The 13,889-nt window shown below is 63.1% G+C and carries 12 protein-coding genes and 1 pseudogene; 11 read left to right on the top strand and 2 right to left on the bottom strand.

Annotation, left to right across the window (positions count from 1 at the left end):
- Positions 1-260: 260 nt before the first annotated feature.
- From HK436_RS04175 to HK436_RS04165, 3 genes and pseudogenes are all read left to right on the top strand, one after another.
- Positions 261-1,268, top strand: coding sequence for a L,D-transpeptidase family protein (locus tag HK436_RS04175; RefSeq protein ID WP_173187566.1), 1,008 nt, complete (start codon positions 261-263; stop codon positions 1,266-1,268).
- A 439-nt stretch (positions 1,269-1,707) separates the two neighbouring features.
- Positions 1,708-2,417: pseudogene (locus HK436_RS04170) on the top strand (L,D-transpeptidase).
- Between the two features lie 123 nt (positions 2,418-2,540).
- Positions 2,541-3,593, top strand: coding sequence for a flavin-containing monooxygenase (locus tag HK436_RS04165; protein ID WP_173187562.1), 1,053 nt, complete (start codon positions 2,541-2,543; stop codon positions 3,591-3,593).
- A 54-nt stretch (positions 3,594-3,647) separates the two neighbouring features.
- Here HK436_RS04165 and HK436_RS04160 read toward each other — a convergent pair whose 3' ends face one another.
- Both HK436_RS04160 and HK436_RS04155 read right to left on the bottom strand, forming a co-directional pair.
- A complete protein-coding gene (locus tag HK436_RS04160; RefSeq protein WP_173187560.1) occupies positions 3,648-5,372 on the bottom strand; it encodes a M28 family peptidase in 1,725 nt (574 codons plus the stop codon).
- Between the two features lie 149 nt (positions 5,373-5,521).
- The gene (locus HK436_RS04155; RefSeq protein WP_173187558.1) at positions 5,522-6,334 is read right to left on the bottom strand and encodes an IclR family transcriptional regulator; all 813 of its coding nucleotides are present in this window, start codon (positions 6,332-6,334) and stop codon (positions 5,522-5,524) included.
- A 120-nt stretch (positions 6,335-6,454) separates the two neighbouring features.
- Here HK436_RS04155 and HK436_RS04150 point away from each other — a divergent pair, with 120 nt between their 5' ends.
- The 8 genes from HK436_RS04150 (at position 6,455) to HK436_RS04120 (ending at position 13,886) form a co-directional block, all read left to right on the top strand.
- Complete coding sequence (locus tag HK436_RS04150) at positions 6,455-7,210, top strand: aspartate/glutamate racemase family protein (protein ID WP_173187556.1); 756 nt, start codon at positions 6,455-6,457, stop codon at positions 7,208-7,210.
- A gap of 48 nt (positions 7,211-7,258) precedes the next feature.
- A complete protein-coding gene (locus HK436_RS04145; protein WP_173187554.1) occupies positions 7,259-8,914 on the top strand; it encodes an ABC transporter substrate-binding protein in 1,656 nt (551 codons plus the stop codon).
- A gap of 92 nt (positions 8,915-9,006) precedes the next feature.
- The gene (locus HK436_RS04140) at positions 9,007-9,984 is read left to right on the top strand and encodes an ABC transporter permease (RefSeq protein ID WP_173187552.1); all 978 of its coding nucleotides are present in this window, start codon (positions 9,007-9,009) and stop codon (positions 9,982-9,984) included.
- Positions 9,977-10,876, top strand: coding sequence for an ABC transporter permease (locus tag HK436_RS04135; RefSeq protein ID WP_173187550.1), 900 nt, complete (start codon positions 9,977-9,979; stop codon positions 10,874-10,876). The genes HK436_RS04140 and HK436_RS04135 overlap by 8 nt, the downstream gene beginning before the upstream one ends.
- 103 nt (positions 10,877-10,979) lie before the next feature.
- A complete protein-coding gene (locus HK436_RS30490) occupies positions 10,980-11,675 on the top strand; it encodes an ABC transporter ATP-binding protein (RefSeq protein ID WP_312860561.1) in 696 nt (231 codons plus the stop codon).
- Positions 11,669-11,896: an oligopeptide/dipeptide ABC transporter ATP-binding protein gene (locus tag HK436_RS33390; protein WP_206680484.1), complete on the top strand. Its 228-nt coding sequence runs from the start codon at positions 11,669-11,671 to the stop codon at positions 11,894-11,896. Before HK436_RS30490 ends, HK436_RS33390 begins: the two co-directional genes overlap by 7 nt.
- Positions 11,893-12,888 carry an ABC transporter ATP-binding protein gene (locus tag HK436_RS04125; protein ID WP_206680483.1) on the top strand — a complete coding sequence of 332 codons (996 nt, stop codon included), beginning with the start codon at positions 11,893-11,895 and terminating at the stop codon, positions 12,886-12,888. Before HK436_RS33390 ends, HK436_RS04125 begins: the two co-directional genes overlap by 4 nt.
- Positions 12,888-13,886 carry an NADPH:quinone reductase gene (locus tag HK436_RS04120; protein WP_173187548.1) on the top strand — a complete coding sequence of 333 codons (999 nt, stop codon included), beginning with the start codon at positions 12,888-12,890 and terminating at the stop codon, positions 13,884-13,886. Before HK436_RS04125 ends, HK436_RS04120 begins: the two co-directional genes overlap by 1 nt.
- Positions 13,887-13,889 lie beyond the last annotated feature (3 nt).

Below are 13,889 nucleotides of genomic sequence, written 5' to 3'. Positions count from 1 at the left end.
CTGCGGCGATGAAAGTTCCCAGGCGCAACAACATTTCGTCGGGTGGGTCGCACTGTTTCGGTCGGCGCACCCTTTCACCATGGCCTCGCACGCGCCAGTCAAGCGTGTTTGATCCGTCCGTTACCAACGCCGTTACCGACGCGGACATCTCGCACCATACTCGCTCGCGAAGTTGTGGGCGGAAACATCATCTTAACTATGATAAGCGGACAATCGTGTCTTGGCCTAGCCGTACGAGTCCGTCGAAGAAGCGATAGTTGATGATGCCGACAGCACTGAGAATTGCAGGGATTGCAGCACTGGCGTTTTTGCTGAGCGCCTGTGTTTCCACCGTTCTCGACGTTGACAGCAAGGCGACGCAGCCCATTCCCGCCGCGCTCAAGGCCGAGATGTCGCGCAAGTCGATGTCGCCTTCCGCGCCCATTCTGGTCAGGATATTCAAGCAGGAAAGCGAGCTTGAAATCTGGAAGCGAGGCCGAAATGGCACGTTCGCGCTTCTGAAGACCTATCCGATGTGCCGTTGGTCGGGAAAGCTCGGCCCCAAGAAGCAGACCGGAGACCGGCAGGCGCCCGAGGGCTTCTACCATGTCTCGGCAGGCATGCTGAATCCCAAGTCCCAATATTACCTTTCGTTCAACCTCGGCTACCCGAACAGGCTTGAATCGGCGCTGGGCTACACTGGTGAAGCCCTGATGGTGCACGGCGCCTGCTCGTCGTCCGGCTGCTATGCACTGACGGACGAAGGCGTTGCGGAGATCTATGCTGTCGCGCGCGAGGCGCTGCGCGGTGGGCAGGGGTCGTTTCAGGTCCAGGCATTCCCCTTCCGCATGACGCCCGAAAACATGGCGAAGAATCGCAACGATCCCAACTTCGCATTCTGGTCCGATCTCAAGCAGGGATACGATATTTTCGAGGTGACCCGCCGCCAGCCGAAAGTTTCTCATTGCGGTGGCCGGTACGTCTTCGACAGGGAGTTTGAGGGCGGCGAACCGACGAATGCGCTTGCTGCCTGCCCGCCGTCGCTTGACGCATCATCGCCGCTGGTTGCCGCCAAGACACAGGCCGACCGTGTCGCGATGGAGAAGCTGACGGTGACGGGCACGGCGCTTTCCGCTCACGCCTACGTCGACGGCGGCATGCACCCGACTTTCCGCAAGCTCCTGGAGCGGAGCGGCGAAGCGGCGCTGGCAAAGCGAACCTCGCTCACATCCGTGCCGATCAGCCGCCCTGCCGCAGCGCTTGCCGATCCTCACTCACCCGGGAAATAGGGTGTTATGATCAAGGCGCTGGCCCTCCTCCTGCTGGTGTGTTTGGCCAGCCTGCACATCGCGGTGCAGCCGGCGACGGCCGGCTTCGAGCCGCCTGAAGCAGCATACCTCTCTGTTGACGCGGAAGACGGCGACGGCACGTCCTCGTCTTTGCCGGGCAAACCGACCGACTGTCACGATGGGTGTGTCTGGCTTGTCGCTGTGCAGAAACCGATGGAACACGCAACGGTCCGCGCACTTGTGACGGCGCGCCCATGCAGCGGTTTCGGAGCCTTCGCCGCCATACTTGGCCCTCCACCCCGATAGGTTTGCCCGGCGAAAAGATCGACCATCGCATCAGGCGGGAAACCATCCCGCGACACAGGGGTTGATGGTCGTAGATCGCTTTAGCCATCGCTTGAAATTCGAGCGGCCCGATGAACTTATCGTGAGTGAAACAGTGAATAGTTCAGATAATCGAGCATATCCGTCCCGCCGCCGGGTGTTGGGCCTGGCCGGCGCGGCAGCCGCAGGGTTGGTCTTGCCTGCATGCACCACGACCGAAGATATACCGGTCAGGCCCGTGCCCACAGGGCCCCGCGTCGACCCAGCCTATCTTTCCATGTACGGCCCCATGCCGCAGGAAGACTTTCCGATTCCGCGGTCGATTTGAGCAAGGTGCCCGACCGCTTCTATCGCCAGCTCGTCGACGACCCGACCGGGGAGCGTCCCGGAACGGTGGTCGTGGATACGCGATCCTTCTTTCTCTATCTCGTCCTGCAGGGCGGCCAGGCCATGCGCTATGGTGTCGGCCTGGGTCGGCAAGGCTTCGAATGGTCTGGCGACGGCGTGATACAGTGGAAACGTCGCTGGCCGACATGGACCCCGCCCGCGGAAATGATCGCCCGCCAGCCGGACCTCGAAAAGTACAGCGCCGAGAATGGTGGCCAGCCGCCCGGTCTGACCAACCCGCTAGGTGCCAGAGCCCTTTATATCTTCCAGGGCGGTCAGGACACGCTATACCGTCTTCACGGCACGCCTGAATACTGGACGATTGGCAAGGCTGTATCTAGCGGCTGCGTGCGCCTGATGAACCAGGACATCATCGACCTCTACGACCGCGTCGCCACCCCGTCGCCAATCGTCGTCCGGGGCGGTGTCGGGGTTTGATGCTGCTGGAAAGAAAGCGCTTGCATCTCTAGCCGCTAGAGCTTGCAGACTCATGTCTTCGGCATGGGATAGGCAAGGAGGCGGCGTAAGTTCGATGGTGGTCGGGTTTCACACGGTCGGCTGATGCAACGTTTTGTCCTTGTCATCGGTGCGGGGCAGGCGGGCCTCGCAGCCGCCTATCACCTGGCCCGCGCGGGTGAGCCGTTCGTTGTCGTGGACGGCGCCGACCGCGTCGGCGATAGCTGGCGGGCACGGTACGATTCGCTCACCCTCTTCACCCCGCGCCAGTTCAGCGCGCTGCCGGGGCTCAATCTCGACGGCAACCGCGAGCTTTATCCGGGACGCGACGAGTTTGCCGGCTATCTGGAGCGGTACGCCTCGCATTTCGAGTTTCCGGTCCGCCTGAACACGCGCGTCGTTCGTCTCTGCAAAGACGACGGCGTGTTCAACGCCGCGCTCGATGATGGATCCGAAATTCGGGCCAGCGATGTGATAGTGGCGACTGGCGGGTTTCAGCAAGCACTGACGCCTGCGGTGGCCGGCCAGTTCGGAAGCGGGGTGCTTCAGCTTACGACGCAGACCTACCGCAATCCGCATCAGTTGCCCGAAGGGCCAGTGCTTGTCGTTGGTGACGGCGCCAGCGGTCGTGACATCGCCGCCGAGGCAGCGCAAAGTCAGTCCACCATCCTGTCGACAGGCAAGCCCCGCAGGCTCTTTCCGGAGCGCGCGTTCGGCAAATCCGTGTGGTGGTGGCTGAACGTATCCGGCGTGCTTCGGGCGCCTGCAGAAAGCTGGATTGGCAACAAGTTGAAGCAGTCGGATGCGTTTCCGGACAGGGGCAGAAGCTTCAGTGCTCTTGCCGGTCTTGGCATACGGATCGCGCCGCGTTTGTCCGGTGCCTCCGGCAGCGAAGCCAGGTTTGCCGACGGAACTTCGGCCGCGATACGCACGGTTATCTGGGCGGTGGGCTACCGGGACGACAATCGGTGGATCGACATACCCGGAGCGATGGCTGCCGATGGGAGCGTTCTTCAGCGCGGCGGCATCTCGCCGGTGCCGGGCATGTTCTTCGTCGGCAGGCCATGGCAGCGCAATCGCGCGTCCGCGCTGGTCATGGGAGCCGGGCCCGACGCCGGCCATGTCGTTGCCAGCCTGTTGCATGAACGGAGAGGGTAGCGCGCTCCGTCGAGCGGTGTGGGAAGGCGCCCTGTGGCGCCTCCCCTGTTCGGCTTAGGCGGTCAGGATGGCGATATGCCGCTTCGCCTGCCGTAACGCCGAGATGAGCTGGTTCTGGCCACGCACCAGTTGCGTTTTGGCGAACCCAAGTGTGTCCGCGTGGCTGTCGAGCTCGGCCGCGACCGCGATCGAAGGCAGCGCCGGGATGGTCAGCGCCGGGTCATGATGGAAACGCGGAACGCGCGTGAAGTTGATCGGCACGAGGATGCGGGCCAGATCCTGGATGACCTGGTTTGCAGCCTTGGGCGCGATCTTTCCGGCTTCGACACCGGCGTAGAAATCCTCCAGTGCGCTGCTCAGTTCGGCGACGGCCTTCTTGGAGGCGGACAGGTCGAAACGGTCCCCGGCCTTGGCCTGATAGTCATCGATCGTCTCGGTGAACTCCTTCGTCGTTGCGCGCCAGTCGAACGGCAGGATGGTGGCGTTGGCGTTGCGCAGCACGGCAAGGAGATAGACCTTGATATCGCGCAGCAGGATGTCCTTGTCTGCGATCTCAAGCGTATCGTTTTCCGTATGCCAGGCGATGTTGCCGCCGCAGCCGCCGACCGTGTAGTAGCCCTTCTCCTCACGCAGGACGTCGGGCATCGTCGACGACAGCATCAGGTAGCTGGAAATGCCGATATTGTTGAAGGAGTAGTCGCCGGCGCGGTGCGGGCGTTCGCCTTCGATGGCTTTGCCCGCGACTTCCTCGATAACATCCGCGAGGAAGGTTTCGGTCTCGCTCATCCGGCACAGATTGATGAATTCGCTGGCCCAGCGGCAGCCAGGGCTGTCGCAGTTGACTTGCGCCACGGCGTTCTCTTCCAGATCGAGCGCGAACGCATCCGAGAACCAGGTTGAGCCGGCATAGCGGCCTGTCGAATGACCCGGCCACCAGCAGATGCGGACGGAGCGCTTCAGCTTGTCCCGGTTCGCCCAGAGCACGCGCGCGATTTCCAGCATGGTCGCGTCGCCGGTAGCGTTGTCGCCGACACCGACATCCCAGCTATCGAGATGGCCGTGCAGGAAGACGTATTTTTCGGGTTCTTCGGTGCCGGGGATGAAGACCTCGGGCAATTTGGAGGTAAACCAGCCTTCCTCCATTTCGGTGAAGAGCGTGACTTTGCCGCCCTTTTCGGCGATCTCGATCAGCGCCTCGCCATCGGGCTGGTTAACGGCGACCGCCGCGATCTTCGGCTTGCGCGGCAGGTCGTCGAGATCGGGCGTGCCCCAGATCGTGGTGCAGATGCCCCAGTGGACATCGACCCCGGGGTTGATGCCGATCACGCCGATGGCGCCGATTTCCTCGAACTGCGAGACGAGGCCGGGGCTCGCGAAGCCTTCCGAAATCACGATCTTGCCGCGCACGCGGTTCGCCAGCTCTTCGGTCGTGTCGACCTTCTGCTCGAACATGTCGGTTATCATGGCGTTGTGGCGGGCGCCCACATAGACCAGCTCGCCCGAAATGCCCTTGCGCGCATCCACGCTGTACGCCGGCGGCTTGGCGCGGAAGGACTTGCCCCCGGCTTCCACGCGTGCCGCGCCCGGAAGGCTGAGATAGAGGCTCGGCTCGTGCACCGTCACTTCGACACCGTGCTTGCGAAGGCGCTGCACCACCTCGTCCATGCCGCGGTTCACGTCCGTGGGATGTTCACGCTTGAATGTCGAGAAGCTCTCCACCAGCGCCCATGGTTCATCGACGGTCGCGGCTGACAGAATCTCGGTCTCGATCTGGTTCATGGAAGGAAGGCTCCCCGTTTGTTTTATTGAATGAAACATTGTTTCACAATGAGTTTACGCTACCAGAGCTCAGGTGCGCGGTAAAGCCGGTCGCGTGAATGACGCGCCCGGCCTTGCCTGCATAACGGTCGTGGAGAGGGAAACGGGCCCTAGGCGATCAGCGGCGTGCCGATCTGCGCGGGGTCGCCAGGATGGAGCGAGAGCTTCGAAGAAATTTCGGCCGCTGCCTCGCGCGCGGCCTGGATGTAGTGTTCGCGGCGCTCTTCGTCGAAGCGCACCATCGCGCCTGCGACGGAAATCGATGCGATGACATCGTCATGCGGTCCCATGATCGGCGCGGCAACGGAAAACGCGCCTTCGTCGAGGTCGTTGAGCGCGATGTTGAAGCCGTTTGCGCGGATTCGGTCGAGCAATTGGCGCAGCTTGTCACGATCGGTAATCGTGTAGGGTGTGAAGGCTTCCAGCGGCCCGGACAGCACGGCGTCGATGACGCTCTGGTCGGCAAACGCGAGCAGGCACAGCGAACCGCCGCCGGCATGGAGGGGACCGTTGCGGCCGGCCTGCGCGAAGAGGCGGATGGAGTGGTGTCCCGCGCGTGTTGCAAGTACCAGCGAGCGCGACCCCTCCCGCACGACGAGGTTGATGTTCTCCGAGGTCCTGTCGCGCAGCGCATCCATCACGGGCCGCGCCGCAAACAGAAGGCTGCCGTCGCGTCCGACACGTTCGCCGAGAACGCCCACCCGGTAGCCGAGCGAATAGACGGCCAGCTCCGGGTCGCGGAAGACGAAGCCGCGCTCCTCGAGCGTTTGCAGCAGGCGGAAGACGATCGACTTGGTCAGGCCAAGAGACTTCGAAAGCGTAGTGACGCCCTGACCCGGCTTCTCGCCAAGGGCTTCCAGCACGAGAAGCGCGCGGTCTACCGCTGCGATCCGGTAATCCCGATCCTGCCCCTCTTTTGTCATGGTGTCCTCCCGGATCGATTATCGCGTCAGCCGATGGGCTGTTGCAATATCGGAAAATTGTGATTTAGTGAGCGGAATAAGAAACGTAGTTTCATCTAATGAAACATGAGGGGTGAGTCAATGCGGATCGCTTACGTCGTGCCAGGGCCGATGTCGAAGACGTCGATGGGGGCCAAGGAGATGCGTCGCCGTGAGGAGCTTCTGAACTCCTGGGCGTTTTCGGGCACGGAGGTCTCGGTGGTCGATGTGCCCAGCGGTCCCGCCTCGATCGAGTCCGCCTACGAAGAGGCGATGTGCGTGCCCGCCACGATCGAGTTGATCATGAAGTGCGAGCGTGACGGCTTCGATGGTGCCATCATCGGCTGTTTCGGCGATCCCGGCCTGGAGGCCGCGCGCGAGATGGTGACGATGCCGGTGGTGGGGCCCTGCGAGAGTTCGCTATTGCTCGCGGCGGGGCTCGGCCACAAGTTTTCGATCCTCACCATCTTCGACAGCATGGCCGCCGGGCAGGAGCTTCTCGCCTATCGGGCAGGGGTGAAGGCCAAGCTTGCCTCGGTGCGCGCAACCGGCATTCCCGTTCTCGATCTGATGAAGGATCCCGAAGCGACGAAGTCCCGCTTGATCGACGTCGCCAAGGTATGCGTTGAGCAGGACCGTGCGGATGCTTTGCTTTTCGGCTGTATGACGATGTCGTTCCTCGACATGGCGGATGAGGTCTCGGCCGCCGTGGGAGCCCCCGCCGTCAATGCCGGCAAGGCCGCGCTCAAGCACGTGGAGACACTTGTATCAATGGGACTTTCCCATTCGAAGACCGCTTTCCCGACGCCCGCCAAGATGAAGGCCGGGCAGTCCGTGGAGACCCTGCGCGTTGCATGAGCGACGCGCCAATAAAAGCAAACGATACCCATCCAGAGGAGAACTAGCATGAGGTCCTGCTTCAAGGCGGTCAGCTTGGCTGCCATTCTCGCGGCTTCAGCCGTGATGCCGGCTCTTGCCGGCGACCAGATCCGCACGATCGATCTTTTTACCCGTCCTCAGGCTGCGCAGCCGCAGGAATTCCAGTCGATCCAGCTCATCGCCCAGGAATGGCGCAAGCTCGGTCTCGACGTGAACGTTCGGGTGATGCCGTGGGAGCAGATGTCCGACATCGTCTGGTACCAGCGCGATGCGTGGGATGTGACAGCCTGGCAGATGGTGGGCCGTCCGGAGCGCTCCGACCCGGACGAGATAATCTACAACCTTTTCCATTCTTCCACGGCCGAAAAGGGTTACAACTTCATCGGCTATATCAATCCGGCCTATGATGAAGTGGCGACAGCGCAGCGCGTCGAGATCGACGAGGAAGCGCGCAAGGGCCTGATCTACAAGGCGCAGGAAATTCTGGCTGCCGACCAGCCCAACATGATGCTGGTTCATCCGCGGCAGACCTTCGCTTTCGACAACACGGTCTGGAACAAGGACTCCGTCGTCGAGCAGAGCGGCATCGGCATCCGCAACACCTGGACCTTCATGTCGCTGGAACCGCTGGGCGAGCAGAAGGACATCATCCTCAATTCGGGTGACAACGTTCAGGCGATCAATCCGCTCTACATCTCCGGCGGCGTCGATAGCTGGGTGTTCGAGCTGGTCTACGACCGTATCGCCCGCGTCGGCCCGGACGGCCTGCCGAAGCCCTGGGCGGCTGAAAGCTACGAATGGCGTGACGACAAGACCATCGAGGTCAAGCTCCGCGAGGGCATGCAATGGCATGACGGCGAGCCGCTGACCGCCGAGGACGTCAAGTTCTCCTTCGAGACCGCGGTCTCCGGTGAAGCGCCGATGTACGCGCCGTTTGCGTCCAACATCGAGACGATCGAGGTGGTCGACGACCTCAACCTCGTGTTCACGCTGAAGCAGCCGGCTGCATCCTTCATCACCTCCAGCCTTGCCAAGATCAACCTGATTCCCAAGCATGTCTGGGAGCCGGTGATCGAGGACCTGAAGACAAAGGAAGAGAACGCCGAGAGCTATCAGGAGCAGACACCGATCGGCTCCGGTCCGTTCAAGTTCGAGCGCTGGCTGACCAATGAGGAAATCGTCCTCTCCGCCCACAAGGACCACTTCAATGCGCCGAAGGCCGATCGCTGGATCCTGCGCATCGTCCCCAACGTCGAGGCTGCGCTTGGCATGCTGCGCTCCGGCGAGATCAACTTCATGGGTGAGTTTGCCGGCGATCCGCAGGTGCTGCTTCAGGCGGCAGAGCAGGACGGCGATCTCGAGGTCGTCTCCACGGTGGAGATGGGCTTCCGCTACGTGGCGTTCAACAACCGCCGCGCGCCGTTCGACGATCCCGCATTCCGCAAGGCTCTCTCTCAGGCTGTCGACCGCCGTCTGATCGTGGGCGCTGCCTTCCGCGGATTTGCGGAACCGTCCAATTCCGTCATCTCTCCGGCGCTCAAGTTCTGGTACGATGCGGCCGTGATGGACGGGTTCGAGACCGGGACCGATGTCGCGGCGCGGATGCTCGAAGAGGCGGGCTACACGCTCGAAGGCGGGCGCCTGCACTATCCGGGCGACAAGACCGAAGAGCTCGCGAAGTAGACGATCCTGGGCGGCACGCTGGCATTGGTCGGCGTGCCGCCATCGATTTGGCGGTACCGCTCGGCTTCCTGCGCCGACGTTGGAGTTCTCCCATGCCTCACCTGAAGGCGGCGCTCAGCCGTACGCTTCAGCTTCTGCTTGTTCTCTGGGCCGTGGTGACGATCCTGTTCCTGATGTTCAGGCTCATGCCGGGCAACCCGATGGCGGCCTACATCGATCCGACTTTTACCGTCGAGCAGCAGCAGGCGCTGATGGCGCAGTTCGGTTTGGACAAGCCGCTGTGGGAGCAATACTTCATCTATGTCGGCAATCTTTTGCAGGGTGAGCTTGGCCAGAGCTTTCGGTACCGCGAGCCCGTCGCCGACCGCATCCTGGCGCTCCTGCCCAACACGCTGATCCTCACATTCACCTCGCTTATCATCGCCTATGTGTTCGGCATTCTTGCCGGCGCCTATCTCGCCTGGAAGCGTGGCGGCGTCGTGGAAAATGCGGCAATCCCGCTGGTGCTGACGACGCGGGCCATGCCCGAGTTCTGGCTGGGCATGGTGCTGCTTGCGATCTTCTCCTTCAATCTCGGCTGGTTCCCCGCTGGAGGCACGCGCCCGGCCGGCGCGAACTACGACAGTTTGTGGGCGCTTTACACCTCGCGCGATTTCCTGACCTACCTGGCGCTGCCGGCGCTGACGCTGGCGATCTACAGCCAGGGCCTGCCGCTGCTTCTCATGCGCTCCAACATGCTGGACGTCATGAAGGAAGACTTCGTCACCATGGCGCGCATCAAGGGACTGTCGAACTGGACCGTCGTGGTGCGCCATGCGGCGCGCAACGCGCTGCTGCCGGTCATGACCTCGTTTGCGATCGCGGTGGGCTACCAGCTCCAGGGCAATGTGGTAGTCGAGTCGGTTTTCTCGTGGCCCGGTCTCGGGCGCGAACTCGTCAACGCGGTTTCGGCTTCCGACTATCCGCTGGCGCAGGGCGCGTTCCTGATGATTGCCGTGGTGGTCATCGTCATGAACCTGATCGCCGATCTTCTCTATGCCTTGCTCGATCCGAGGATCAGCCATGCTTGATGCCGCGGTGGAAAGAAAGCCGAGCCTGATCGGACGCATGTTCCGCAGCCTACGTTTACCGCTGAACGACCCGTTTGCCGTTCTGGGATTGCTGATCTACGCGGTATTCGTGCTGACCGCGATTTTCGCCGACCAGATAGCGCCATACGATCCGACGGAGATTCTCTCTACACCCGATTACAATCTGGCGGCCGACCTGCGGCCGGGCGAAGACGGCTACATACTCGGCACCACCAGCCTTGGCCGTGACATCTTCTCCCAGATCGTCCACGGCTCGCGCTCGGCGCTGCTGATCGGCATCACGGCCGCCTTCATGGTGGCGCTGATCGGCTCCATCGTCGGCCTCGTATCCGGATATTTTCGCGGCTGGGTCGACGTGATCCTGATGCGCCTCGCCGACATCGCCTTCGGCATTCCGTTCCTGCCCTTCGTCATCGTGCTGGCCGCGTTTCTGGAACCCTCTATCTGGAACGTCGTGATCGCCATGGCGCTGGTTCTGTGGCGCGACACGGCGCGTGTCATCCGCAGCCAGGTGCTGACCTTGCGCTCGCGCGGCTACGTCGATGCCGCGCGCGTCGCCGGCTCTTCCGACATGAAGATCATCCTGCGCCACATCGCGCCGAACATCCTGCCGCTGTCGTTTCTCTACGGTTCGATCGCGATCGGATGGGCCATCCTCACGGAAGCCTCGATCTCGTTTCTCGGCTTCGGCGATCCCCAGTCGATAAGCTGGGGCTACATGCTGCAGGACGCCTTCGCCAGCCAGGCATTGGCCAAGCAGGCCTACTACTGGTTCGTGCCGCCCGGCATCTGCATCATCCTCGTCGTTTCCGCCGGCTTCTTCATCACGCGCGGCTACGAAAACATCCTCTTTCCCAAGCTTGGCCGATGACTGAACCGCTGCTTTCCGTCCGCGACCTCAAGGTCAGCTATAAAGTCGGCTCCGGCAGGATCGATGCAGTCGACGGTGCGAGCTTCGATGTGCCCGCGGCTCGATCGTCGGCCTCGTCGGAGAGTCCGGCTGCGGCAAGACGACGGTCGCGCGGGCGCTGACGCGCGTCATTGCCGACAATGCCGCAATCACCGGCGGCCAGATGATGTTCGGCGGGCGGGACCTCGTGACGCTTCCCGAGCGCGAGATGAACGCCCTGCGCTGGCGCGACATCGCATTCATCCCGCAAAGTGCGATGAACTCGCTCGATCCGGTCTACACCGTTGAGTATCAGCTCAACGAGGTGCTTCGGCGGCGCGGCGGCCTTGGCCGTCGGGATGCGCGCAGGCGCTGCGAGGAACTGTTCGAGCTGGTGGGCATCGACCGTGGGCGTCTGTCGGACTACCCGCACCAGTTTTCCGGCGGGATGCGCCAGCGCGTGGCGATCGCCCTGGCGCTGGCGCTTAATCCCAAACTTGTCATCGCCGACGAGCCGGTGACGGCACTCGACGTGATCGTCCAGCGCCAGATCCTCGATCAGCTTCGCGAACTGCAGGCCGCGCTCGGCATCTCGGTCATTCTCGTCACGCACGACATCTCGGTGGTCGCCTATATCTGCGACCGCACCGTCGTCATGTATGCCGGGAAGGTCGTCGAATCCGGAACCATGCAGGCGACGCTGACCGAGCCGTCCCACCCCTACACGATGGGGCTGCGCAACGCTTTTCCCGACCTTCAGGGCGCTGCGTCCGGGTGCTGACCCCGATCGAGGGCGCACCACCCAACCTGGCTTTTCCGCCGCCGGGCTGCCGCTTCGCGCCGCGATGCCCCTTCGTCCTCGACACATGTCGAACCGTGCAGCCACCCCTCGAGGGTATTGCCGCCGACCACGCCGTGGCCTGCCATCGGGCCGGCGAAGCGGCCGCGCTGCGAGAAAAGGCGGCGCGCATCGAAACCTGGATGGGGAGGGCGGTCGCATGACAATGCAGACTTCGGCACCGCTCATCAGCATCGAGGATGCCCGCCTTCACTACAAGGTCGGCGGCGCGCTGTCGGCGCTGCGCGGCAACCCGCCAGTGGTCAAGGCCGTGGACGGAGTAACCTTCACCATACGCCGTGGCGAGAGCGTCGGGCTTCTGGGAGAATCCGGCTGTGGCAAGACCTCGATGGGGCGCCTGCTGCTCAAGCTGGAAGAAGCGACCGGCGGCGCGATCCGCTTCGACGGCGAGAAGATCGCCGACCTCAGGGGGCAGGAGCTCAAGCGTTACCGCTCGCGCGCGCAGTTCATCTTCCAGAACCCGTTCGACGCGATCAACCCGCGCTTCACAATCCGTCAGACCCTGTCCGAGCCCCTGGAGAATGCAGGCGTCCCCTCGGCCGAACGCGAGGCGCGCATCGTCTCCGTTCTGGAACTCGTTCGCCTGCCCGAACCGCGCCAGTATCTCGACCGCTATCCGCACCAGCTTTCGGGCGGGCAGTTGCAGCGCGTTGTCATGGCACGCGCGCTGATTCTCGAACCCGATTTCGTCGTTGCCGATGAGCCGGTGTCGATGCTCGACGTGTCGGTGCGGGCAGGCGTGCTCAATGTCTTTCGCGACGTGCGCGATCGCCTCGGCCTGACCGCCATCTACATCAGCCATGACCTCGCCCTCGTGCGCTACGTGTGCGAGCGCACCATCGTCATGTATCTCGGCAAGGTGATGGAGGACGGCCCGACCGAGGACATCGTCCACGAACCGCTTCACCCCTACACCAAGGCGCTGGTTGCGGCGGTTCCCGTGCCGGACCCGAACCAGAGCCACGATGCGTTGCCGATCGGCCGTGGCGCGCCTGACCCACGCAATCCACCCTCAGGTTGCGTCTTCCGCGACCGTTGTCCGCACGCTTTTGACCGCTGCAGCCAGGAAGTGCCCGAGCTGAGGCAGACCGGGACGCGGCAGGTCGCGTGCCACCTCTTCGAAGGGGCCGATTGATGCGCTGTGCCTTTTATACCCGGACCGGTCCCGCTGCAGACGTGCTCGTTATCGGCGAAAGGCCGGACCCGGTTGCGGGACCGGGCGAGGTACTGGTGCGCGTTCGCGCGTCCGGCATCAATCCGGCAGACGTGAAACGACGCGCCGGATGGAACGGCATGGCGATGCAGCATCCACTCGTCATTCCACATTGCGACGGGGCTGGCGAGATTGTTGCGGTGGGTGACCGGGTCGATCCGTCACGCGTGGGTGAACGCGTCTGGATGTGGAACGCGCAGGGTGGATATGGCACGGCTGGTCGCGCTTTCGGCACGGCGGCCGAACTGATCGCACTGCCTGCCGAGCAGGCGGTGCAGCTTCCTGACGCTATGTCTTTCGAGGCGGGAGCGTGTCTGGGCGTGCCGGCGATGACCGCGTATCGCGCTGTCTTCGCCGACGGAACGGTGGAAGGCCAGACGGTTCTGGTTGCCGGAGCTGCGGGGGCTGTCGGTCATTGCGCGGTGCAGATGGCCAAAGCGGGTGGGGCCAGGGTCATCGGCACCGTTTCGAACCCTGCGGCCGCCGAGCACGCGCGCGCTGGCGGCGCCGACGAAATCATCGACCGCCGGCAGGAGGATGTCGCAGCCCACGTCCTCGATCTTACCGTCGGCAAGGGCGTGGATCGTGTGATCGAAGTCGACTTCGGAGCCAATCACGCAGTCGACATTGCCGCGCTCAAGGTAAACGGCACGATCGCGTCCTATTCGTCGACCAGCGATCCAAAGCCCGTTTTCGACTACTACGCTTTTGCCAACAAGGGCGCCAACCTGCGTGTGATCCAGGGGTTTGCGATCCCGAAGGCCGAGCGCCTCGAAGGTGAGCTTCGTATTGCCGAGCTTGCCGCCAAGGGCGATTTGCGCGTGGCCATCGCCAGAACCTTCGCCCTCGAGGACATCGCCGACGCGCACCGCGCCGTCGAGGCCGGCGGAAATCTGGGAAACGTCGTCGTCACTTTGTGAACC

The sequence above is a fragment of the Neoaquamicrobium sediminum genome, assembly GCF_013240295.1.
Taxonomy (GTDB): Bacteria; Pseudomonadota; Alphaproteobacteria; order Rhizobiales; family Rhizobiaceae; genus Aerobium; species Aerobium sediminum.
This window is presented reverse-complemented; position numbering and strand designations above follow the sequence as displayed.